Origin of the sequence: Streptomyces sp. AN091965 (assembly GCF_022698285.1) — a bacterium.
Lineage (GTDB): Bacteria > Actinomycetota > Actinomycetes > Streptomycetales > Streptomycetaceae > Streptomyces.
The window spans coordinates 1192479-1210993 of the sequence record NZ_JALDMY010000001.1 but is presented as its reverse complement, the minus strand read 5'-3'; the positions used below and the strand labels follow the sequence as shown (position 1 = coordinate 1210993).

Annotated in this window: 20 protein-coding genes and 1 pseudogene; 15 read left to right on the top strand and 6 right to left on the bottom strand. The window is 72.9% G+C overall.

Annotation, left to right across the window (positions count from 1 at the left end; genetic code table 11):
- Nucleotides 1–182: 182 nt before the first annotated feature.
- The 3 genes and pseudogenes from MQV74_RS04720 to MQV74_RS04710 all read left to right on the top strand — a co-directional run.
- Entirely contained in the window at nucleotides 183–728 is a 546-nt protein-coding gene (locus tag MQV74_RS04720; protein ID WP_242714749.1) for a dihydrofolate reductase family protein, read from the top strand.
- 101 nt (nucleotides 729–829) lie between these two features.
- On the top strand, nucleotides 830–1576 hold the full coding sequence (locus MQV74_RS04715; RefSeq protein WP_242714748.1) for an alpha/beta fold hydrolase: 747 nt from the start codon (nucleotides 830–832) through the stop codon (nucleotides 1574–1576).
- A gap of 238 nt (nucleotides 1577–1814) precedes the next feature.
- A pseudogene (locus tag MQV74_RS04710) lies at nucleotides 1815–2540 on the top strand (helix-turn-helix domain-containing protein); the annotation flags it as partial.
- Between the two features lie 3 nt (nucleotides 2541–2543).
- Here the strand turns inward: MQV74_RS04710 and MQV74_RS04705 are convergent.
- Entirely contained in the window at nucleotides 2544–3461 is a 918-nt protein-coding gene (locus MQV74_RS04705; protein ID WP_242714747.1) for a dihydrodipicolinate synthase family protein, read from the bottom strand.
- Between the two features lie 71 nt (nucleotides 3462–3532).
- On the opposite strand from MQV74_RS04705, the gene MQV74_RS04700 reads away from it, so the two are divergent.
- From MQV74_RS04700 to MQV74_RS04685, 4 genes are all read left to right on the top strand, one after another.
- Nucleotides 3533–4447, top strand: a complete 915-nt coding sequence (locus MQV74_RS04700) for a LysR family transcriptional regulator (RefSeq protein ID WP_242714746.1) — start codon at nucleotides 3533–3535, stop codon at nucleotides 4445–4447.
- A gap of 125 nt (nucleotides 4448–4572) precedes the next feature.
- A complete protein-coding gene (locus MQV74_RS04695; protein ID WP_242714745.1) occupies nucleotides 4573–4767 on the top strand; it encodes a hypothetical protein in 195 nt (64 codons plus the stop codon).
- A gap of 131 nt (nucleotides 4768–4898) precedes the next feature.
- Entirely contained in the window at nucleotides 4899–6863 is a 1965-nt protein-coding gene (locus MQV74_RS04690) for a hypothetical protein (RefSeq protein WP_242714744.1), read from the top strand.
- A 274-nt stretch (nucleotides 6864–7137) separates the two neighbouring features.
- Nucleotides 7138–8238 carry a YncE family protein gene (locus MQV74_RS04685; protein WP_242714743.1) on the top strand — a complete coding sequence of 367 codons (1101 nt, stop codon included), beginning with the start codon at nucleotides 7138–7140 and terminating at the stop codon, nucleotides 8236–8238.
- Nucleotides 8239–8269: 31 nt separating this feature from the next.
- Here MQV74_RS04685 and MQV74_RS04680 read toward each other — a convergent pair whose 3' ends face one another.
- The 3 genes from MQV74_RS04680 to MQV74_RS04670 all read right to left on the bottom strand — a co-directional run bounded on the left by MQV74_RS04680 (nucleotide 8270) and on the right by MQV74_RS04670 (nucleotide 10866).
- Nucleotides 8270–8722: a MarR family winged helix-turn-helix transcriptional regulator gene (locus MQV74_RS04680; RefSeq protein ID WP_242714742.1), complete on the bottom strand. Its 453-nt coding sequence runs from the start codon at nucleotides 8720–8722 to the stop codon at nucleotides 8270–8272.
- On the bottom strand, nucleotides 8722–10164 hold the full coding sequence (locus tag MQV74_RS04675; RefSeq protein ID WP_242714741.1) for an MFS transporter: 1443 nt from the start codon (nucleotides 10162–10164) through the stop codon (nucleotides 8722–8724). Before MQV74_RS04675 ends, MQV74_RS04680 begins: the two co-directional genes overlap by 1 nt.
- 270 nt (nucleotides 10165–10434) lie before the next feature.
- Nucleotides 10435–10866, bottom strand: coding sequence for a PPOX class F420-dependent oxidoreductase (locus tag MQV74_RS04670; RefSeq protein WP_242714740.1), 432 nt, complete (start codon nucleotides 10864–10866; stop codon nucleotides 10435–10437).
- Nucleotides 10867–11003: 137 nt separating this feature from the next.
- Here MQV74_RS04670 and MQV74_RS04665 point away from each other — a divergent pair, with 137 nt between their 5' ends.
- A complete protein-coding gene (locus MQV74_RS04665) occupies nucleotides 11004–11402 on the top strand; it encodes a winged helix-turn-helix transcriptional regulator (RefSeq protein WP_242714739.1) in 399 nt (132 codons plus the stop codon).
- A 288-nt stretch (nucleotides 11403–11690) separates the two neighbouring features.
- Nucleotides 11691–12377: a DUF4232 domain-containing protein gene (locus MQV74_RS04660; protein WP_242714738.1), complete on the top strand. Its 687-nt coding sequence runs from the start codon at nucleotides 11691–11693 to the stop codon at nucleotides 12375–12377.
- Between the two features lie 79 nt (nucleotides 12378–12456).
- On the opposite strand, the gene MQV74_RS04655 is transcribed toward MQV74_RS04660, so the two are convergent.
- A complete protein-coding gene (locus MQV74_RS04655; protein WP_242714737.1) occupies nucleotides 12457–13332 on the bottom strand; it encodes a sigma-70 family RNA polymerase sigma factor in 876 nt (291 codons plus the stop codon).
- A gap of 86 nt (nucleotides 13333–13418) precedes the next feature.
- Between MQV74_RS04655 and MQV74_RS04650 the strand changes: the two genes are divergently transcribed.
- On the top strand, nucleotides 13419–13877 hold the full coding sequence (locus MQV74_RS04650) for a carboxymuconolactone decarboxylase family protein (protein WP_242714736.1): 459 nt from the start codon (nucleotides 13419–13421) through the stop codon (nucleotides 13875–13877).
- 255 nt (nucleotides 13878–14132) lie between these two features.
- Nucleotides 14133–14723 (top strand): lytic polysaccharide monooxygenase auxiliary activity family 9 protein, encoded by a 591-nt coding sequence (locus tag MQV74_RS04645; RefSeq protein WP_242714735.1) that lies wholly within the window; start codon nucleotides 14133–14135, stop codon nucleotides 14721–14723.
- Between the two features lie 108 nt (nucleotides 14724–14831).
- Here the strand turns inward: MQV74_RS04645 and MQV74_RS04640 are convergent, their stop codons facing one another.
- Nucleotides 14832–15536: a TetR/AcrR family transcriptional regulator C-terminal domain-containing protein gene (locus MQV74_RS04640; protein WP_242714734.1), complete on the bottom strand. Its 705-nt coding sequence runs from the start codon at nucleotides 15534–15536 to the stop codon at nucleotides 14832–14834.
- A gap of 104 nt (nucleotides 15537–15640) precedes the next feature.
- Between MQV74_RS04640 and MQV74_RS04635 the strand changes: the two genes are divergently transcribed.
- The 4 genes from MQV74_RS04635 to MQV74_RS04620 all read left to right on the top strand — a co-directional run bounded on the left by MQV74_RS04635 (nucleotide 15641) and on the right by MQV74_RS04620 (nucleotide 18513).
- Nucleotides 15641–17014, top strand: a complete 1374-nt coding sequence (locus MQV74_RS04635; protein ID WP_242714733.1) for a serine hydrolase domain-containing protein — start codon at nucleotides 15641–15643, stop codon at nucleotides 17012–17014.
- Between the two features lie 66 nt (nucleotides 17015–17080).
- Nucleotides 17081–17257, top strand: a complete 177-nt coding sequence (locus tag MQV74_RS04630; RefSeq protein WP_242714732.1) for a CopG family transcriptional regulator — start codon at nucleotides 17081–17083, stop codon at nucleotides 17255–17257.
- A gap of 14 nt (nucleotides 17258–17271) precedes the next feature.
- Nucleotides 17272–17616 (top strand): VOC family protein, encoded by a 345-nt coding sequence (locus tag MQV74_RS04625; protein ID WP_242714731.1) that lies wholly within the window; start codon nucleotides 17272–17274, stop codon nucleotides 17614–17616.
- 27 nt (nucleotides 17617–17643) lie between these two features.
- Entirely contained in the window at nucleotides 17644–18513 is an 870-nt protein-coding gene (locus tag MQV74_RS04620; protein WP_242714730.1) for a class I SAM-dependent methyltransferase, read from the top strand.
- Nucleotides 18514–18515 lie beyond the last annotated feature (2 nt).

Below are 18515 nucleotides of genomic sequence, written 5' to 3'. Positions count from 1 at the left end.
CGTCGGCACCCCACTCGGCCCGGCGGACCCGCACGTCCGCCGCCACCCTCACCACAAGCTTCGCTGAGCCACCCGCCGGACCGGAGCACCCCGGCCGGGCACGGCATCGCGCCCGGCCGGGACCCCGCGCCCGGCGAGGCTCGGCGGGACCCGAAGGACGACCCACCACCAGGAGGAACCGCATGACCGCACCACGCACCATCGTGACCGGGCTGTTCATCTCCCTCGACGGCGTCGTGGAGGCGCCGGAGACCTGGCACTTCCCGTACATGAACGACGAGATGGGCGCCGCGGTCGGCGAGATGTACGCCGGGGCCGACACGCTGCTCCTGGGCCGCAAGACCTACGAGTCGTTCGCCGCCGTCTGGCCCCAGCAGAGCGGTGAGATGGCCGACGCCATCAACGGCATCCGCAAGCTGGTCGCCTCCACCACGATGACCAGCGCCGACTGGAACAACTCGGCGGTCATCGAAGGAGACGTCGTCACCGCGGTCAAGGAGCTCAAGCAGCAGCCGGGCGGGAACATCACCCTGACCGGCAGCATAGGCCTGACCCGCACCCTGATCGCGGCCGGGCTCGTCGACGAACTGCGCCTGCTGGTCCACCCGATCGTGCTGGGGACCGGCACGCGGCTCTTCCCCGAGGGTTCCGAGCGGGTGCCGCTGAGGCTCACCCGCTCGACGACCTTCTCCACCGGCGTCCTGGACCTGAGCTACCAGCCGGTCTGACGGCACGGGGGTCCGCCCGCCGACCGCGTACGGCGGCGGGCGGACCCCGCACCACGGCACACCACACCGGGCCACGACGGCCCGTCCGAAGGCGAGGAACCATGCGAGACGCGCACGTTGGACCGGGCGACGCCCGGATCCGCTGGGTGGAGATCGCCGGGGACACACCGGCCCGCGTCTGCCTCCACGGCGCGGGCGGTCAGTCGGCGGCCTACTTCACCCACGTGATGACCCTGCCGCCGCTGACCGGCCGGCGCACCCTGATGATGGACCTGCTGGGCTTCGGCCTCAGCGATCGGCCCGCGGACTTCGGCTACCGCATCGAGGACCACGCCGACGCCGTGGCCCGGGCCCTGGACGGCGAGGGCGTCGGCGGCCCCGAGGTCGTCGCCCACAGCATGGGCGGCGCCGTCGCGATCGCACTGGCCGCCCGGCGGCCGGACCTGGTCTCCCGCCTCGTCCTGGCCGAGCCCGCCCTCGACCCGGTGCCTCCGCCCGCACCGGGCGCCTTCGGCATCACCGCCTTCACCGAGCGGGAGTTCGCCGACAGCGGGATGGCCCGGTTCCTGGAGCGGGTCGAACCGCTCTGGGCCGCGACCCTGCGCCTGACCGACCCCGTCGCCCTGCACCGCAGCGCCCTCGGCCTGCGCGCGGGAACCACCCCGGCCGCCCGCGAACTCCTTGCCGAGCTGACGATCGCGCGCACGGTCCTGCTCGGGGCGCGCTCCCAGCCACTGACCGGCAGAGCCGAACTGGAGGCCGCGGGCGTCCGGATCGTCACCGTCCCGGACGCCGGGCACACCATCATGCTCGACAACCCGCGGGCCTTCGCCGAGCACGTCGCCTGACGCGTCCGCATCCGGCGCGCCCGCTGGCATCGGTCACTGTTTCCCCATGCAGAAACGCTACGTTGCTTTCAAGGATCTCCCTGACGCATTCGTTGCATCAAGCTTCCATGTCTCCAGCTGGAGCTCAACTCACGTTGCAATGCCTGCACTTCCAGTGCAACGACCGTGCCCTGATCGTTGCACTGGAAAGGGGGCGGACTCTACGGTGGAGGCACCACGGAGCACGAAGGAGACCGCGATGCCGGGAGGCAGACTCACCCAGCGGGAGCGTCAGCACATCGCGCTGGGACTGGCCGACGGCCTCGCCTACGCGGAGATCGCCCGCCGCCTCGACCGCCCGACCTCGACCGTCACGCGCGAGGTCATGCGCAACGGCGGCCCCACCACCTACCGCGCCGACCTGGCCCACCGCGCCACCGAGCGCCGCGCCCGGCGGCGCAGGCAGGCCGCGTCCCGCGGGGCGGAGGCGTCCCCGCAGCCCTACGGACGCGACGCCGAGGCGGTGCGTGCGTACGAGGAGATGTTCACCACCGTCCTCATGGCGTCGGGCATGCCCACGATGACGGCCCGGGTGATGGCCTGCCTCACCCTCACCGACGCGGGCAGCCTCACCGCGTCCGAACTCGTCCGGCGCCTCCAGGTCAGCCCGGCGTCCGTCTCCAAGGCGATCGCGTTCCTCGACGGCCAGGGCCTCGTCCGCCGGGAGCGCGACGAACGCCGCCGCGAGCGCTACGTCGTCGACGACGACGTCTGGTACCAGTCGACGATGGCCGGAGCCCGGAGCGCCGCCCAGGTCGGGGCGACCGCACGCGAGGGCATCGGCGTCCTCGGCACCGGCACCCCGGCCGCCGCGCGCCTGGAGAGCATCGCCCGCTTCGTCGACTTCGTCAGCGAGGGCATCGCCCGCGCCGCGGACCAGGCCCGCGCGTTCCTCCACCCGAAGCCCGAAGCGCCCTCGGCCGGCATGTCAGACCAAGGCGAGTTCACCCAGGGGCAGTTGTCGCGCGAGGTCCCGGGCCCGGCGGACCGCGTCGGGGGAGGCGGGCAGCAGCGGCAGCCGGACGGCCGCGCTGGGGATGCGCCCCTGGGCGTGCAGCACGCCCTTGATCACGGTCGGGTTGGGCTCGGCGAAGAGGGCGGCGGAGAACCGGGCGAGATCCGCTCCCAGCGCGCGGGCGGGCCCGGCGGCGCCGCGGCGCCACAGCGCGATCAGCTCGGCGTACTCGGCGGTGCGCAGGTTGGCCGACGCGAGGATCCCGCCGTGCGCGCCCGCCGCGACGAGCGGTGAGATGACGGCGTCGTCCCCGCCGAGCACGGCGAAGCCGGGCGGAGGAGAGCCGAGCAGCTCCACCGTCGTCGCGTCGATCGCGCCGGTGGCGTGCTTGGTCCCGACGATCCCCGGCAGCCTGCCGAGCGCGGCGACGGTGCGCGCGCTCAACGACTGTCCGGTGCGGTAGGGGATGTCGTACACGATCAGCGGTACGCCACCCTCCGCGGCCAGCGCGGTGAAGTGCGCCACCGTCCCCGCCTCGCCCGGCCGGACGTAGGGAGGCGCGGGGACCAGCGCCGCCGCCGCGTCGCCGGTGGCGGCCAGGGCGCGCAGCGATCTGATGGCGGCCGCGGTGTCACCCGTGCCGACCCCGACGACCAGCGGGGCGCCGTGCGCCCGGCAGGCGGCCGCGCAGACGCGCACCACCGTCTGCCGCTCCGCCTCGGTCAGCGTGGTCACCTCCGCGGTGGTGCCGAGGGCGACCAGCCCGGAGGCACCGGCCGAGAGCGCCTCGTCGGCGAGGCGGGCGAGCGCGTCGGGGGCCAGGCGCAGGTCGTCGGTGAAGGGGGTCACCAAGGGGACGTACAGGCCGTGGAAGTTCGGTTCGGGCTTCATGAGTCAACCCTGGCGCACACCGACCCGGTAGATCCATTTCCGATTTCTATCTCCATGCCTAAGCTGAACTTATGCTCGATGTGCGACGTCTCTCCCTGCTGCGCGAACTGGACCGGCGGGGCACCATCGCCGCCGTGGCCGATGCGCTGACCTTCACCGCGTCCGCGGTCTCCCAGCAACTGGGCGTCCTGGAGCGCGAGGCGGGCGTGCCCCTGCTGGAGCGCAGCGGCAGACGGGTGGTGCTCACCCCCGCGGGCCGGACCCTCGTCGCCCACGCCGACGCCGTGCTGCAACGCCTTGAGGTCGCGGTCTCCGAGCTGGCCAGCGCGCGGGAGGGCGTCGGCGGGCCGCTGCGCATCGGGACCTTCCCCTCCGGCGGCCACACCATCGTGCCGGCGGCCCTGGCGGAGCTCGCCCGACGGCATCCCGCGCTGGAGCCGATGGTGCGGGAGATCGACTCCGCGCGCGTCTCCGACGGCCTGCGGGCCGGTGAGCTCGACGTGGCCCTCGTCCACGACTACGACTTCGTCCCCGCGACACCGGACACCACGGTCGACGAGATCCCCCTGGTGGACGAGCCGATGTACCTCGTCACCAGTGCCGCAACCCGGGCCACCGGCCGCGGCGGGACCCTGGCGGAACTGCTCGGGCCCTACGCCGAGGCCCCGTGGATCACCGCACGGGACGGCACCACCGGCCACGCCATGGCCGTGCGCGCCTGCCAGGCCGCCGGGTTCCAGCCGCGCATCCGCCACCAGGTCAACGACTTCCGCACGGTCCTGGCCCTGGCCGCCACCGGCCAAGGCGCCGGTCTCGTCCCCGCAACGGCCACCGCGCAGGGCCCCGCGGGCCTGGCCCTGACCGAACTGCCCCTGTTCCGCCGCTCGAAGGTCGCCTTCCGCGCGGGCAGCGCAGGCCATCCGGCGATCGCCGCCTTCGTGGCCGCGGCGACTGCGGCGGTCACGGCGGGGAGCACCACCGCCTGACGTACGCGGACCGCGTCGCCCTCCCGCACGGCAAGCACGCACGGCAAGAGCGCACGGCAAGCACGCACGGCGGGCCCCGGTCCGTCGCGCGTGTCCTCGCTTTCCGCGCGGTCGTTGAAGTACGCATGCCTCCGAAAGATGTGATCAACGGACCGCACGCGGACCCCGCACCCCACCGTCCCCTCGGCGCCGTGCCCCCGCCCCGGCCGCGGAGCACCGGCACCGACCCGGAGCCCTCGACCGCCGCGCGAGCAGCGCGCGGGACAGGGGGCGACGGCGAGGCGTGCGTCTTCAACCGCTGGTGCACCGTCCTCTACTGACCGCGCCGTGACACGGCGCCGTACGACGGGCGAACGCGGCGGGCGGATGCCGTGGTGACCATCCCAAGATTCACTCGTTGGGAGGGGGGTGACAGCAACTCGCCTACAGCCGTTGGAAGGCTTTGTGATCAATGTCCTCAGCACGGCGACGTACGGCACCCCCACCCTCCACCGGCCGACTGGAACGGACCGAGGCCACGCTGGTCGACCGGTACGCCCACCTGGTGCGCCTGGCCTACCTCACCCTCCCTCCCGAACTCGGCAGGCACCGCAAGGTACTTGTCGCACAGGCACTGGTGCAGCGCGCGCTGCCGCGCCTGCCCGCGGCCGCGCTCCTGCCCCGGCAGCGCACTGACGGCGCGGCCGCCGAAGCGGACTGGCTGTACGCGCGCGTCCTGCGGTCGGCGCTCGCGTACGACCGGCGCCCGCGCGGCTGGCCCGCGCGCGTACCCCCGCCGCGCGCTCTCCGGCCCCGCCTTCCGGTGGTATGGGGGCTGCGGCTCACCCCGCACGCGGGCGGTGCCGAGGAGATCGCGCTCAGCCGGATGCTCGCCGGAGCCCCACCCGCCGCGCGCGCCGTCCTCGCCCTGCGCTGCGGCGACGACATGCCGGACGAGCGCGTGCGCGAACTGCTCCTGGCCGTAGGGGAGAAGGACCCGGACGCGGCCCTGGCCGCTGCCGAGGACCTGCGCGCCCCCACGGGCACCGACGCGCGGACCCTGCTGGGCTCCGCGGAGTTCGACGCCTGCTCCGTCCGGACCCGCCCGACCGACCTGCTGCGGCGCAGGCACCGCGTCCGGTTCGGCTGCCTCGTCGCGGCGGTGACGGCGTGCGGCACGGTGCTCACCGTCTCCTCCTCACCGGCGGGCCCTCCCGAGGACGCGCGGACGCGCCCGGTCCGGGCGCCGCGGGTCACCCCCGCCCACCTCGTGCACACCTCCGACGCCACCTGGGCCGACACCGCGCGCGTCGACTTCACCGCCTGGCCCGCCAGAGGCGGGCGCACCGACGACGACGCGCTCCTCACCCGGGCCCTGGACACCTGGGCCGCGCCGCCGCCCGGCACCGCCGTGACCGGGGCGAGGGCCACCGCCCTGGTGCCGCCCACGCGCGGTGCCCACCTCCTGTACGCGGGCGACGTCGACGGCCGTGCCGTGGTCCTGCTCCACGACAGCGACCGGGTCGTGCGGTACAGCGAACCCCTCGACTCCCCGGACCGCCCGGCGCTCGACGTCGCGCGCACCGACGAGGCCGGAGTCACCACCGCGGCCGCCCTCGTCGTCGCACGCCACGACGGCGCCGTGCGCTACCTCGCCGCGCCCTGGATCGCCGAGGCGCAGACCCGGGACCTGCTGCGCCCCGACACCCCCGGACGCCCGCTGCACACCACGAAGGACGGGATCACCGACCCCGTCGACACACCCGGAACAGGAGGCGCGTGCTCGGGCCTGCCGGTCCTCCAACTCCGGTCGTCCGTGCGGATCGTGGAGAAGCACGCCTTCCTCGTCACCGACCTCGGCGGCCTCACCCCCGCCCACCTCGGCTACACCCCGTCCCCGCACTCCGGCGCCCCCGCGCGGCAGCCGCGCGAGGCCACCGGACCCGCCGCGCTCACGGCCTGGGCCCGCACCGCGTGCGCCCTGCGCGCCCTGCGCGACGACGGCGTCCGCGCGGTGAACCTGTGGGACTTCGCGGAGCAGGACCTGCCCGAGCGCGGCGGCCGTGCCGTCTGGTCCTGCATCCGCATCTCCACGTGGGCCGGGCCCGGCGACATCCAGGTGCACCTGCGCCCGCCCGCGCGCACGGCCACCGCGCCCGCCCGCCTCGTCGCCCGCGACCGGTCCACCGCCGCGTGCAGCCGCTTCGGCCAGCACGTCGTGGCCAGCACCGCGTGGACGACGGACTCCGGACGCCGTTACGTCCTCGCGGCGGGCAGCAGGGACATCCGCCGGCTCACCGTCACCGGGGACGCCCGCGCCACCGAGGACGGCAACACCCTCGCCGTCCGCGCCCCCAAGGGTGCGGCCCTCTCCGTGCGCGGCCGCACCGAGGAGGGCGCGAGCGTGGCGGCGGTCGGCGGGCCCCGGGCGCCCTAGGGCCTGTCCGATGGGTCGGCGCGGCGTCGCGGCGTCTGGCACGCACGCTCGCCGCGTTGCCGAAATGTCCTAGTAGCTCCGCTACGAGGACATCCCGGCGCCTTGCGATCGCACGCACCAGACGCCGCTCCTTGCTCCACGCGACCCATCGGACAGACCCTAGGCCGACCGGTTGGCGTCGGCGGCGCGGCCCGTGGGCTCACCGCACCGGGCGCGTCGGCGTAGCCTGGCCCCGCCGACGCGAGGGCGCGGTGTGTCCGTGGGGGAGGGTGGCATGAAGTCCCTTGGTTCCAGAGCCCGTTGGCTGACGTCGCTGATGGCCGTCGGGGTGCTGCTGGTCACCGGCGTGGGTGTCGCCACCGCGGACCCGGAGCCGGTCCCGGGCGTGGAGAACCTCATCCCCTTCCCCGCGGCCCGGCACGCGCGCGCCCCGCTGGTCAGCGCGGACGGCACCCAGGCGTACGTCGGGGCGGCCGAGGCCACCGGCACCAAGCTGTACGTCGTCGACACCCAGGCCGGTGAGGTCACCGCGGAGGTGCCCACGGGCCCCGGACGGTGGGCCGGGCCCCTGGTGTTCGGCGCCCGCGGCCGACTGATCTACCTGGTCACCGAAGGCACCCTCAATGTGATCGACACGGCCACCCGCACCCTGCGCGCCAGTTTCCCCGTCCCCGACCAGCCCCGGCCTCCCGGCTCCCGGCCCGGATCGCTGTCACGCATGGCCATCAGCCCGGACGGGACGACGATCTACCTGGACCAGAGCGGACCGCACGCCGACGGGCCGAGCGTCGGCCCGTCCCGGCTCCTGGTGTTCTCCACGGCCCGGCGCGCGTTCACCGCGACCGTGCCGCTGCCCGGCGACAGCCCGCGCGACATCGTCGTACGGCCGAACGGCAAGGACGTCTACGTCGGCGGCGACGTCGGCCTGACCCATCTGGACGCCTCGGCGGGCGTCCCGAAGGTGGTGCGCACCATCGCGGCCACCGGGTTCGTCGACGAGCTGGCGCTCACCCCCGACGGCCGCCGCCTGTACGCGCTGTCCAAGCCGGACGGACACGCCGCCGTGGTCGACATCACGCGCGACAGCGTCCTGACGGCCATCGACTTCCGGTCGGATTTCTCCCCGGTGTCGAGCCCGGCCGTGAGCCAGGACGGCACCCGCTTCCACGTGCTCGTGGACGACCACCGGACCGCGCCGAAGGTGCTGTCCTACACGACGGACACCCACACCCAGGTCACCGACGAGACGGTCACCGACTTCGACGTGGAGCGCGCGTACGGGCTGACCGTGGGGCCCGACGGGGAAACGCTCTACCTCTCCGGAGCCACCTATGTCGACGACTCCGGCTTCGCCCTCCAGATCGTCAACTTCTGACGGGAGGCGCCGCCCGTGGGCTCGGGCAGGCTCAGTCGAGGAGTTTCGCCACGACCCGGTCGAGCGCCTCGATGTCCTCACGGGGCAGGGCGAGCAGCGCGTCGGGCGGGGTGGTGAGCATGGCGACGGCCCGCTCGGCCTTCTCCTGGCCGTCCTCGGTGAGGTGGACCAGCTTGGAGCGGCGGTCGGTGGGGTTGGTGATGCGCTCGGCCAGGCCGCGGCGCACGAGGTCGTCGACGATGACCGTGGTGTAGGGCGGGTCCGCGCCGAGCCGCTCGGCCAGCTCCCGCAGGCTGATCGGCCCCGCGGCGAGGCGACGCAGCGCCCGCACCCGGCTGAAGCTCATGCCGAGGGCTTCCGAGACGGCCTTGCGGAGGTCGTGGCGCTCCAGCAGGAGCGTGTGCAGCCCCTGCCAGGCGCGGGCTGCCGCCCTGGCGGTGTCGTCGTCCTTCTCGGGGCCCTTGTCGGCGTGCAGGCGCTCCATCAGGCGTTCAGCTTCTCCTTGGTCTCCTCGGCAGCGAACTGCCGCGCGGTGCGCTGCGCCGTTGCCCGGCCCCAGCGGCCGGTAGTGAGGGTACCCAGGATCAGTACGGCGGCGCCGCACCCGGCGACGATCCACCACGCGGTCCGGCCCGCGTCGACGAAGGCCGCCGTGTCCGTGCGGGCCGTGCCCGCCATGAGGGCGCCGATGACGGCCACGCCGAGGGTCTGGCCGATCTGGCGGCTGGTGGAGGCCACGGCCGCGGCGACACCCGCCTGCGCGCGGGGCATCCCCGACACCGCCGTATTGGTGATGGGCGCGTTGACCAGGCCGAAGCCGGTGCCGAAGAGCAGATACGCGACGACGAGCACAGATGTGGGAAGACGCTCGGCGTAGGTGAGCGCCTGGAGCACGGCGCTCGCGCACAGCGCCGCCCCGGCGAGCTGCAGCGGACGGCGCGGCCCCCGCGTGGCCACGAGGCGGCCGGACAGCGGCGCGGCCAGCAGCGCCATGACCGCCATCGGCAGCATGAACAGGCCTGCGTGCAAGGCGTCGTAGCCCCGCACGTTCTGCAGGTACAGGGAGCTGACGAACAGGAAGCCGCCCAGCGCGGCGAACGTGACGACCGCGATCGCGGTGGCCCCCGAGAACGGTGCGGAACGGAAGAAGCGCAGGTCGATGAGGGGGTCACTGCGCCGCGGCTCGAACCACAGCAGACCGAGCAGCGCGCACAGCGCCGCGGCCGCGCAGCCGACGACGAGCGGCGAGGTCCAGCCGCGCTCGGGCGACTCGATGATCGCGTACGTGAGCGAGGTGAGGAGCACGGCGATGAGGACCTGGCCGACCGGATCCATCCGCCGGGCCCGCGGAGCTCGTGACTCCGGTACGTAACGACGCGTCAGGAACAGCGCGGCCAGGCCGATCGGCACGTTGAGCCAGAAGATGGACCGCCAGCCGACGGACTCCACCAGGGCTCCGCCCACGATCGGCCCCGCGGCCATGCTGATGCCCACGACTCCGCTCCACACCCCGATGGCACGGGCGCGGTCCCGGGCGTCGGTGAAGGTGTTGGTGATGATCGACATGGCGACCGGGTTCAGCATCGAGCCGCCGACCGCCTGGAGCATCCGCGCGACGACGAGCCAGCCGAGGCCGGGGGCGAGGCTGCACAGGAGCGAGGCCGCGGTGAACACGACGAGCCCCACCTGGAAGACCCGGCGGCGGCCCACCCGGTCGCCGGTCGACCCGGAGAACATCAACAGGCTTGCCAGGACGAGCGTGTAGGCGTCGACGGTCCACTGGAGTCCGGACACCGATGTGTGCAGATCGCGTTGGATGGAAGGGAGAGCGACGTTCAGGATCGTGTTGTCGAGGCTGACGATCAGCAGGCTCATGCAGCAGATGGCGAGCACGAGCCAGGGCCGCCGGGAGGGGGCGTCGGGCATGACGGAGCTCCATTTACTTGTGTTAGTGAAATCATTGTAAGAGTACAAGTGAATGGGCCGTGCTGTCGTGCTCTTTGGGCGGCGATCGCGGTGCGGAGTTGACCCGTAACTGCCGGGCCGTGGTGCGAGACTTCCCCGACCTGGCCGGAGCGCGCCCTCGAACTGATCGGCGCGATCGCCTCGCCCTGGTCGTCGAGGGCCGTCGTAGCGGCGGCGAGGACACCGACCGAGCCCCTGCCGCGGCATCCACGGGGCAGACCTGCCGCGGCCCTACTGGAGAGCTGTCGCGATCACCTTCGCCGCGGTGATCCGTACGACCAGGCGGACGACGTCATCCGGCTCCGCCGGGGGGTCCTCGCCGAGGTATCGCTGCGACAGCTCGCGCGGCAGCGCCTTGTCCGGGTCCGGCAGCAACTCGGCCGTTCCCCGTATCTCCGCGGAGCGGTAGGGGTTCGCGAGGTCGTACACCGTCAGGCTGATCCGCGGGTCCCGGGCGAGGTTGCGCGCCTTCTTCCGGCCCGCGGTCGTGGAGAAGACCACGGCGTCCTGCTGCCTCCCGACCCAGACGACGGACGTCTGGGGGCCGCCGTCGGGGTTCAGCGTCGCCACCACGGCGAAGTTCCGCCCGTCGAGCAGTTCCCTCACCGCCGCGTCGAGCGCCACCGGCGCGGGAAGCTCTTCCGTCCTGCGGACGTTGTTCACTCGTCGTTCCTCGTCTCTCGTCGCTCGTCGAGCATGTGGATCACCGCGAGGGGCCGAGGCCGTCTCTCACGGGGGGCACCGACGTGCCCGCGCCTCATCCTCGGAGAGCACGCCGCACAACGGAAGAAGGCACATTTATGTCACGTAAGAACACGTGCACCGCCGCGGAGCCCGCGGGCCGCGAGGTCTGCACCGTCCTCGACGTGCTCGGCAGGGTGAGCGGCAAGTGGAGCCTCGGAGTCCTGAGCGAGACCACGCGGGGGCCCGTCCGTTTCGCCGAACTCGAACGTTCGCTGAACGGCATCAGCCGCCGGATCCTCACCCTGACGCTGCGCGACCTCGAAGGCAACGGCCTGCTGACCCGCACGGTGTACCCCACGGTGCCGCCCAAGGTCGAGTACACCGCGACCGAGGAGGCGCGCGAGCTGTACGCCCAGCTCACCGGCCTCACCGTCTGGGCCGCCCGGCACGCACCCGCGTCCGCCCACGACGCCGCCCCGGCGGACGTCACCCAGGAGCGCCCGGAGACGCCGTAGCTCCGCAGCGGTCAAGGGTCGGCGGGTAACGGGTCGGTCCCAGGCGGCAGTTGTCGCGAACAGGTGCGCGAAGGCGGCGGGAACGGCCGTCCCGGCCCGTCGTGCGGGGTGTGCCCGGTGGTGGTGGCGGGGGTGAGGCCCGGCTGTGCGTGTAACAGCGATGTATTAGCGGAGGGTGGGGCGGAACGGTGCGCCGGTCCCGACCGGTCCTGCTGCTCAGAACTGCCCGCTCGTACCGATGCGTACCGGGCAGCAGGCACACTCCCCACCGATCCTGAGGAAGAAACGATGCGTGTTCACCAGCTCACCTTCGCCGCCCTGGCCGTCGTCGCGGGTCTTTCGCTCACGGCCTGCAACGACGGTGACGACTCGGGGAAGGGCGACTCGTCGTCCGGGTCCTCCGCGTCGTCCTCGGCCGGCGGTTCGGGATCGAGCGGTTCGGACCAGGGCGGCGGGAAGGACTCCGCGGGGCAGGAGTCCACGGGGAAGAACTCCGCGGGCAAGAGCTCGGGCGGCCAGGGCGCCACGTCCGGGGCCGGATCCGGCGCGAGCGGCAAGACGGGCAAGTGCCGTACGGACGCGCTGAACATCACCGCGTCGGACAGCACCATCGACGGGGACTCCGACGCCTCCGTCGCGGTGACGATGGAGAACGGCGGCCGGGACTGCACGATGGCGGGGTTCGCGGGTGTCGACCTGAAGACCAGCGAGGGGAACCTGTCCGCCGAGCGCACCGGTCAGCCCGCCGACCAGATGGTCCTCAAGGCCGGGAAGTCGGTGTCCTTCGGCATCAACTACCCGATGAACGACTCGGGCGGCTCGGGTGTCACCGTCACCGGGCTCGTGGTGACCCCGCCCGGCGAGACGAAGTCGTTCAGCATCGAGTGGCCGGGCAAGGGCACCCTGCCCGTCACCGACGGCTCCGGTGCGCCGGTGACGGTCGGCCCGATCGGCAGCGCGGGCCAGGGCGGCTGACCCACGCCGCTCTCGGCTCGACGCGCCCGCGACTCCCCTCAGGCCCCCACCAGGGTGGGCCGCCGTCTCCAGTAGGGAGTCACTCCGGCTCCGGCAGGTCCATGAGCGCGAGGTGAGCCGGGTCGACGACCGCGGTGATCGCGGTGATGCGGCCGTCGATGACGGTGAAGGCGAGGAGGGCGGCCGGGGTGCCGTCCTGGTTCCAGGAGATGACACCGGGGCGGCCGTTGACGGTCGCCGTACGTCCGTGAGCCGCGCTGCCGGCCACCCGGGCGCGGGCGGCGACCTCGGTGGCCCCGATCGTGACGAACCGGCCGCCCGGGGCGTGCACGGTGAACTCCACCTCGGGGTGCAGGACTTGCAACAGCTGCTCGAACTGCCCCTCGCGGGCCGCCGCCAGGAAGGCCCCGACCACTTCCCGTTGCTGTCGTCCGGTGCCTTCCGGCTGCCGGGCCGCGCGGACCTTCCTGCGGGCGCGGCTGGTGAGCATCTTGGTGGCGTCCGCGGACTTGCCGAGGATGGTGGCGATCTCCCCGTGGGGCACGGCGAACACGTCGTGCAGGACGAACGCGAGCCGTTCGTCCGGGCGCAGCGAGTCGAGGACCGTGAGGAGCGCGAGCCCGACCGAGTCCCCGAGTGCCACGAGTTCCTCGGGAGCGGGAGCGTCGTCGAGCGTCACGGTGTACTCGGGAAGACGGTCGTCGAGGGGGACGTCGGGGCGGGTGCGGCCCGAGCGCAGCACGTCGAGGCTGATGCGGCCGACCACGGTGGTCAGCCAGCCGCCGAGGTTGTCGATGGTGTCGGCGTCCTGGCGCTGAAGCCGTAGCCACGCCTCCTGGACCACGTCCTCCGCGTCGGCGTACGAGCCGAGCACGCGGTGGGCGACGGCGCGGAGGCGGTCGCGGTGGGCCTCGAAGGCATCGGCGATCGGATCCGCGGGGTGGGTGCCGGACATGGTGTTACCTCTCTCGAAGCTGCTCCGTCATAGGGGTGACGGGCACGAGCCCGGCGACGTAACCCGATGGAGGAGTGCACTCTCGCATGGAGAACCGGCTCAAGAACAAGAAGGCCAGCAACCCGGACGCGTGGACCGCGATCCAGCACCTCCACAAGGCGATCGCGGCCGGGGGAGTCGACCCGAAGCTGCTCGCGCTGGTCCATGTGCGGGCCAGCCAGATCAACGGCTGCTCGGCATGTGTCTACGCAGGTGTCGCCGGGGGGAAGAAGGCCGGTGAGACCGACGAGCGGCTGCACGGCGTGGCGGCGTGGCGTGAGGCGCCGTTCTACACGGACGCGGAGCGCGCGGCACTGGCCCTCACCGAGGGCGCGACCCGGCTGCAGGACGGTGCGGAGGGCGTCACCGACGCGATCTGGGACGAGGTCGACGCCCACTTCACGGAGGAGGAGATCGGCGCGCTCAACCTGGAGATCGCGCTGACCAACTTCTTCAACCGGATCAACCGCACCATCAAGGAACCGGCCGGTCGGACCTGGGGTTGAGCCGGGCCGCGCGCGGCGGCGACGAAGGGGAGCGGCGCGCGAGGTGGTCAGGTCGCTCCGCTTGCCCTGACGGGCTGTCATTGGTATGGACATGACCAAACCCTGGGGCTAGTCTCGGACTTGGTCTAGACCGCGTCGGACGTGTGCCCTCCGGTTGTTTCCGTGCTGCCGCCCTGCCCTCACCGTTCGCTCAGGCAGTGCGTCCGAGGGTGCGCGTCCGCCCCCACCCGCACCCTCGGACCACGGGAGCGCAGCATGCGCAGAAAGCTCACCTCGTTACTCCTGGGCCTCGGTCTCGCAGGCACGGCCGTGCTCGCCACCAGCGGCAGCGCCCAGGGCCACGGCTACACCGACTCGCCCGTCAGCCGGCAGCAGTTGTGCGGCAACGGCACCGTCCGCAACTGCGGGCAGATCCAGTGGGAGCCGCCGAGTGTGGAGGGGCCCAAGGGGTTCCCCGCGCGCGGGCCCGCCGACGGGCACATCTGCTCGGGCGGCATCGGGCGCTTCCACGAACTGGACGATCCGCGAGGCGGCAACTGGCCGACGACCGGCCTGACCGCGGGCCAGAGCCACACCTTCGTCTGGCGCATCACCGCCCGCCACGCCACGACCGACTTCCGCTACTACATCACCAAGGACGGCTGGGACGCCACCAAGCCGCTGACCAGGGCCGACCTTGACCCCCAGCCGTTCCTCACGGTCGCCTTCGGCGGCCGTCCACCCGGCTCCACGGTCACCCACGCCGGGACCCTGCCCCAGAAGACCGGCCGCCACCTCATCCTCGGCGTCTGGACCATCGCAGACACCGGAAACGCCTTCTACGCCTGCTCCGACGTGCGCTTCTGACGGGTCCCCGCGCACTTCGCCACCACCTCCCCGGCTCATCGGCGAACGCCGGGACCTGGCCCCGGGTCGGTCACCGACCCGGGGCTCCCGCGGTGGTGGCGCGCGCGTTCACCCGTTCCGCGCGGCTCCGGCCGCGCGCTGCGCGGAGAGCCGGGCCTCGAAGCCGTCGAGGATGGCCCCGAGGCCGAACGCGAAGCTGTCGTCGGGCGCCGCGGCGTACTGCTCGGCGGAGGCGGTGCCGAGGCGTGCGCGCAGCCGCGGGTAGGGCTCGGCGTCCTCGGCGGCCCGGGTCATGGCGTCGGCCATCAACTGCTCGGCGTCCGCGCCGTTCTTGCCGAGGCGGCGCTTCAGCGAGACCTCCGCGGCGGGCCCGAGCGCACTGCCGAGGACGAAGATGAACACCGTGGCGGCGGCCCGGTCCGCGTCGTCGGCGGCGAAGCCCGCCTTCTCGTAGACCGCGAGGCTGAGGTCGTCGAAGCGCGCCTGGCCCGGACCGTGCATGAGGTGGCTGCCGAACGCCTGGCCGAGCCAGGGGTGCCGGGTGAGCATCGCGTGCATGGCGGCGGCCTGGGCGGTGGCGGCCGTGCGCCAGTCGGTGGCGTCGAGGTCCGGCAGCTCGACCTCCTGCCAGGCCGCGTCACTGGCGAGCCGGACCAGCTCGTCCTTGGTCTTGATGTGCCAGTAGACGGCCGTGGCGGCCGAGCCGAGCCGTCGGGCCAGGCTGCGCATGTTCAGGCCGTCGAGGCCCTCGTCGTCCAGGAGCTCGATGGCCGCACGGACGATCCGGTCTGCGGTGAGCGTGTCTCGCACCATGACGGTCACCCTACTTGCACTTAGTTCATGCCCGCTCTTGCACTTAGTTCAAGATGCGGTCTACGCTGCACTCGTACTTAGTTCAAGTGCCCGGAGGGGGAGCGATGTCGCAGGAGAAGCTGGCCGAGGTGGTCAAGGCGCGGGCCGCGGAGTTCGGGGTGCCCGGCATGTCCGTGGGGGTCCTGGTGGACGGCCAGGAGATCTTCGCGTCGCACGGCGTGACGAGCCTCGGCGCTCCGGTGCCGGTCGACGAGAAGACGGTGTTCCACCTGGCGTCGGTGTCCAAGACGTTCACCGCGACCGCCCTGATGCGCCTGGTCGCCGAGGGGAAGGTCGACCTGGACGCCCCGGTGCGGCGCTACGTCCCCGAGCTGCGGCTCGCCGACGAGGGGGCGGCGGAGCGGATCACCGTCCTGCACCTGCTCAACCACACCGCGGGCCTGGACTGGAACCTGATCGACGACGGCCGGGGCGACCGCTCGCTCGCCGGGCTCGTGGCGAAGCTGCACGAGCTGCCGCTGATCGCGCCGCCCGGCGCCCGCGCCTCGTACAGCCAGGCGGGGTACAACGTCCTCGGGCGGATCATCGAGAAGGTCACGGACCTCCCCTTCGAGCAGGCGGTGGCCTCGCTCGTCCTGGAGCCGGTGGGTCTTTCGGACACCGTCTACGGCCTGGCCGAGGTGATGGTCCGCAAGTTCGCGGTGGGCTACAACCGCGACGGCGACGGCGCGTTGCGGCCCGCCCGGCCGTGGGGAGCCTTCAGGGAGGGCGCGCGCGGCGACAACCCCGGCGGCGGCCTCGCCTCCACGGCGAGCGACCTGCTGCGCTGGGCGCGGTTCCAACTCGGCGACGGTGAGGGCGTGTTGCCCGCCGAGGCGCTGCACCGCATGCGCGAGCGCACGGTCGACCTGCGCTCCAGCTCGCTCGGTGACGGCTTCGGCATCTGCTGGTTCCTGCACGACCTGGACGGCGTCCGGGGGATCGGGCACGGCGGCTCGGGCAACGGGCAGTTCGCCGAACTGCTCATCGTGCCGGAGCGGAACTTCGCGGTGGTCGCCCTGTCGAACGTCGGCCCGGACGGCTACACCTGCAACCAGTCCGTCGTGAAGTGGGCCCTGGAGCACTACCTCGGCGTCGTCGAGAGGGAGCCGGAGCCGCTCCCGTACGAGGACGCACCGGCCCGGCAGGCCGCGGGCCGCTACGACATCGACGCCATGAACGTCGACGTCGCCGCCGACGGCACCCGCCTCACCCTGGCCGTTGAGATCAAGCCGGAGATCCGCGAGGCCTCGGACGAGGAGATGCCTCCCGGCTACCCGCCCGCGGCCATCGCCTTCCTCCCCGGCGGCCGCGACGAGTACCTCGTCCTGGAAGGCGGCCTCAAGGGGGAGCGCGGCTACTTCTCCCGTGACGCCGACGGCACGGTCACCGGCATCGACCTCGGCGGCCGCCTCTTCACCAGGGTGGAGACGCCCTGACGCCCGCACCCTCCCGCAATCGAACACTCTGGCGACCTAGCTTGCTAGGATGCTAGCATCGCCGACGTGGGTGATGAGGAAGTCAAACAGTTCAACGTGTATCTGCCGCTCGAACTGATCAAGCAGGTCAAGTTCCGCGCCATCGAATCGGGCATGTCGTTGTCGGCGTTGACCGCCGAGGCGCTGCGCGCCTACCTCGACGACGCCCACGCGCGGGACCGGCGATCGGGCGGGGCGGACTGAGAGGGAGGCCCGACATGGCGACCGAAGGCATCGAAGCCGTCTTCCTGGAGACGCACAACTGGGGCAAGGCGGCGAAGTTCTTCCAGGATCTGGGCTACGAACTGGAGTTCTCGACGGACCACAACTCCGGCCGACTGCGCAACGGCGACGGCCCGTACGTGTTCATCGCGGAGGTCCCCGAAAGCCAGGAGCCGCGGACGCGGCTCGTCCTGAAGGTGCCGGACGCGGACGCGTTCCCCGCCGACTCCGCCGTCGAGGTGGTCACCCCCTTCGAGGACACCCACTACGGGACCAGGGAGATGACCGTCCGCGACCCCGACGGGCGACTGTGGAGCCTCCAGGCCCCGGGCAGGAGCTGACCGTTGACCACGACGAGAGGGCGCACCATGTCAGTCGAGCAGACCGCCGAGCACACCGGGGCGCCGGACAACACGGCGGTGCGCACCGCCCTGTGGCGGGCCCTGCACCTGGAGGTCGACGCACCGCCGCACGTGCTGGAGGACGAGGTCGGCCTGCGGCTCGCGGCCCCCGCCGACGGCTGGCGCGAGCGGCCGGACATGGATCCGCGGACCACCAGCGGATTCCGCGCGGCCATCGTCGCCCGCGCCCGCTTCGTCGAGGACCTCATCGCCGAGCGGGCCGAGCACGGCGTCACCCAGTACGTCATCCTGGGCGCGGGCCTGGACACCTTCGCCCAGCGCAGGCCCGAACTCGCCGCGCGTCTGCACGTCTTCGAGGCGGATCAGCCCGGCACCCAGGCCTGGAAGCGCCGCCGCCTGGCCGCACTCGGCCACGACATCCCCGAGTGGCTGCACCTGGTGCCGGTCGACTTCGAGTCCGGCGAGCCCTGGCCCGAGCGGCTGGCCGCCGCGGGCTTCGACCGCGGCCGCCCGGCGGTCGTGGTCTCCACCGGCGTCAGCATGTACCTCACCGAGGAGACCACCACGGCGACGCTGCGCGAGGTCGCCGGGCTCGCCCCCGGCACCACGCTCGCCATGACCTTCATGCTGCCGGCCGAGCTCGTCGACCCCGCCGACCGGCCCGGCCTGCGGGCGAGCGCGGAGGGCGCCCGCGCGTCCGGCACGCCGTTCATCAGCTTCTACGCCCCGCAGGACATGCTCGACCTCGCCCGTGAGGCGGGCTTCGCCGATGCCCGGCACGTCTCGGGCGGCGCGCTCGCCGCCCGCTACTTCGCCGACCGCGCCGACGGCCTGCGCCCGTCGACCGGCGAAGACCTCCTGCTGGCCACCGTCTGACC

Bases quoted from the DNA above. Each gene is read 5' to 3' on its own strand.
- MQV74_RS04685 (WP_242714743.1), top strand. From the start codon at position 7,138: ATGAAGTCCCTTGGTTCCAGAGCCCGTTGGCTGACGTCGCTGATGGCC.
- MQV74_RS04690 (WP_242714744.1), top strand. From the start codon at position 4,899: ATGTCCTCAGCACGGCGACGTACGGCACCCCCACCCTCCACCGGCCGA.
- MQV74_RS04715 (WP_242714748.1), top strand. From the start codon at position 830: ATGCGAGACGCGCACGTTGGACCGGGCGACGCCCGGATCCGCTGGGTG.
- MQV74_RS04695 (WP_242714745.1), top strand. From the start codon at position 4,573: ATGCCTCCGAAAGATGTGATCAACGGACCGCACGCGGACCCCGCACCC.
- MQV74_RS04700 (WP_242714746.1), top strand. From the start codon at position 3,533: ATGCTCGATGTGCGACGTCTCTCCCTGCTGCGCGAACTGGACCGGCGG.
- MQV74_RS04680 (WP_242714742.1), bottom strand. From the start codon at position 8,722: ATGGAGCGCCTGCACGCCGACAAGGGCCCCGAGAAGGACGACGACACC.
- MQV74_RS04720 (WP_242714749.1), top strand. From the start codon at position 183: ATGACCGCACCACGCACCATCGTGACCGGGCTGTTCATCTCCCTCGAC.
- MQV74_RS04655 (WP_242714737.1), bottom strand. From the start codon at position 13,332: ATGTCCGGCACCCACCCCGCGGATCCGATCGCCGATGCCTTCGAGGCC.
- MQV74_RS04640 (WP_242714734.1), bottom strand. From the start codon at position 15,536: ATGGTGCGAGACACGCTCACCGCAGACCGGATCGTCCGTGCGGCCATC.
- MQV74_RS04635 (WP_242714733.1), top strand. From the start codon at position 15,641: ATGTCGCAGGAGAAGCTGGCCGAGGTGGTCAAGGCGCGGGCCGCGGAG.
- MQV74_RS04625 (WP_242714731.1), top strand. From the start codon at position 17,272: ATGGCGACCGAAGGCATCGAAGCCGTCTTCCTGGAGACGCACAACTGG.
- MQV74_RS04660 (WP_242714738.1), top strand. From the start codon at position 11,691: ATGCGTGTTCACCAGCTCACCTTCGCCGCCCTGGCCGTCGTCGCGGGT.
- MQV74_RS04665 (WP_242714739.1), top strand. From the start codon at position 11,004: ATGTCACGTAAGAACACGTGCACCGCCGCGGAGCCCGCGGGCCGCGAG.
- MQV74_RS04620 (WP_242714730.1), top strand. From the start codon at position 17,644: ATGTCAGTCGAGCAGACCGCCGAGCACACCGGGGCGCCGGACAACACG.
- MQV74_RS04705 (WP_242714747.1), bottom strand. From the start codon at position 3,461: ATGAAGCCCGAACCGAACTTCCACGGCCTGTACGTCCCCTTGGTGACC.
- MQV74_RS04650 (WP_242714736.1), top strand. From the start codon at position 13,419: ATGGAGAACCGGCTCAAGAACAAGAAGGCCAGCAACCCGGACGCGTGG.
- MQV74_RS04645 (WP_242714735.1), top strand. From the start codon at position 14,133: ATGCGCAGAAAGCTCACCTCGTTACTCCTGGGCCTCGGTCTCGCAGGC.
- MQV74_RS04675 (WP_242714741.1), bottom strand. From the start codon at position 10,164: ATGCCCGACGCCCCCTCCCGGCGGCCCTGGCTCGTGCTCGCCATCTGC.